At 67.5% G+C, this 1,734-nt stretch carries 2 protein-coding genes and 2 pseudogenes; all 4 read left to right on the top strand.

The window, feature by feature from the left end:
• Positions 1 to 345, top strand: a pseudogene (locus tag WBA11_RS12100) (PglZ domain-containing protein); the annotation flags it as partial.
• An 82-nt stretch (positions 346 to 427) separates the two neighbouring features.
• Positions 428 to 898 (top strand): hypothetical protein, encoded by a 471-nt coding sequence (locus tag WBA11_RS12095; RefSeq protein WP_424520936.1) that lies wholly within the window; start codon positions 428 to 430, stop codon positions 896 to 898.
• A 5-nt stretch (positions 899 to 903) separates the two neighbouring features.
• Complete coding sequence (gene tsaE, locus WBA11_RS12090) at positions 904 to 1,329, top strand: tRNA (adenosine(37)-N6)-threonylcarbamoyltransferase complex ATPase subunit type 1 TsaE (protein WP_424520935.1); 426 nt, start codon at positions 904 to 906, stop codon at positions 1,327 to 1,329.
• 14 nt (positions 1,330 to 1,343) lie between these two features.
• Positions 1,344 to 1,734, top strand: a pseudogene (locus WBA11_RS12085) (bifunctional folylpolyglutamate synthase/dihydrofolate synthase); the annotation flags it as partial.

Here is a 1,734-nt window from a genome sequence, read left to right as displayed (position 1 = left end):
CACGACTGCACGGTCGTCATCACGACCGACCACGGCGCCGTCCGCGCGTTGTCGCCGACGAAGGTGATCGGCGACCGCGAGGCGAGCACGTCGCTCCGCTACAAGCACGGCCGCAACCTCAAGGTGGACCACGACGAGGCCATCTTCGTCAAGGAGCCGGAGACGTACGGCCTGCCGCGGCTGGGCATCAACGAGAACTACATCTTCGCCAAGGGCGACGGCTACTTCGTCTACCCGACGAACTACAACCGCTACGTGAACCAGTACCGCGACACGTTCCAGCACGGCGGCGTGACGATGGAGGAGTGCCTGCTGCCCGTCGTGACGCTCCGTCCTCGAGGGTAGGACACACGTCGGTCGCACCCTCGAGCGCACGGGCAAGGTGCCAGTTGGGCTTACGTTTCGGACCTCTAGTACCAGAGCATCCATGCGCGCCCACCACCTCCTCATGGCCTTGGCTCTCGCGTTCTTCTCCGGCTGCGACAGCGGCGGTGAGACCGACACCGGCAATGCGAGTTGCGCCGAGTTCAGCTTTCGCTCAGGAGGCATGATCACGGCCGACGTGGACGGGCAGCCGCTACGCTCCGACTGCTACAACACGTTCGTCGAGAGTGGGCTGACGCACATCACCGGATACGAGATCGGGGCGAGCGAGACGGATCTCCGCACACCGATCACGATCGTGATCGGCGGAACGACCGAGGGGACATACCGCATTGGAGACGGCTCCGACCCGTCCACCATTCAAATCTCGGTCGGCGACGCGAGCGACGAGCGTGCTGAGAGCGGCGTGATCCAGGTCACGGAGTACTCGGCGGCACGGCTGCGGGGCACGTTCAGCTTCGTCACCTCGAGCGGCGTTTCGGTCTCGGACGGGACGTTCGACGTGGCTCCCTGACGGCTGTGTTCAGCAGCCTGCTACCTGCCGAGACCGCGAGCGCGTCCGAAACCCTCGACCTCGGCCGTCGCTTGGCGTCCGTCCTCGAGGCCGGGGACGTCGTCGCGCTCGTCGGCGACCTGGGCGCCGGCAAGACGCATCTCGCCAAGGGCATCGCCGCCGCCCTCGAGGTCGACCCCGATACGGTCACGTCGCCGACGTTCACGATCGTCCAAGAGCACGCCGAAGGCGACCTCTTGCACCTCGACCTGTACCGACTCGAGGGCGACGAGGTCGGGCGCCTCGGCCTCGATGAGATGCTGGACGGCGACGCGATCGCAGTCGTCGAGTGGCCCGAGCGCGGGGCCGAGTGGCTGCCCCCGCGCACGATCTGGCTTCGGCTGACGCACCTCGGCGGAGACCGACGGCGCATCGAGGTCGAACAGCCGTGAGCGGTGAGCAGCGGTTGCTCCGGCTCCCCCGCTTCGCGACCGACACCGGCGCGTTCCGGCCTGGCCTGGACCGGATCGAAGCTCTCTTGGATGCGCTCGGCAACCCCCAGCGAGCGTTCCCTGCGATCCACGTCGCCGGCACGAACGGAAAGGGCTCCACGTCCTCGATGGCCGCGTCCGTCGCGAGCGCTGCCGGTCTGCGCGTCGGCCTCCACACGTCGCCGCACCTTTTGACACTACGAGAGCGGATGCGGATTGGCGGCGTCGCCGCGCCTGCGTCGTGGCTGGACGCCGCCGTTGCCGACCTCGAGGACGCTCTCGAGACTATCGGACCGAGCTTCTTCGAGGCCTCGCTCGCACTATCGCTGGCGTACTTCCGCGATCACGGAGTCGACCTGGCCGTCG

The sequence above is a fragment of the Rubrivirga sp. genome (genome assembly GCF_049648075.1).
Classification (GTDB): domain Bacteria; phylum Bacteroidota; class Rhodothermia; order Rhodothermales; family Rubricoccaceae; genus Rubrivirga.
Note: the sequence above shows the minus strand (reverse complement) of the source record. Positions and strands in the feature narration are given on the sequence as shown.

Bases quoted from the DNA above. Each gene is read 5' to 3' on its own strand.
- WBA11_RS12095 (WP_424520936.1), top strand. From the start codon at position 428: ATGCGCGCCCACCACCTCCTCATGGCCTTGGCTCTCGCGTTCTTCTCC.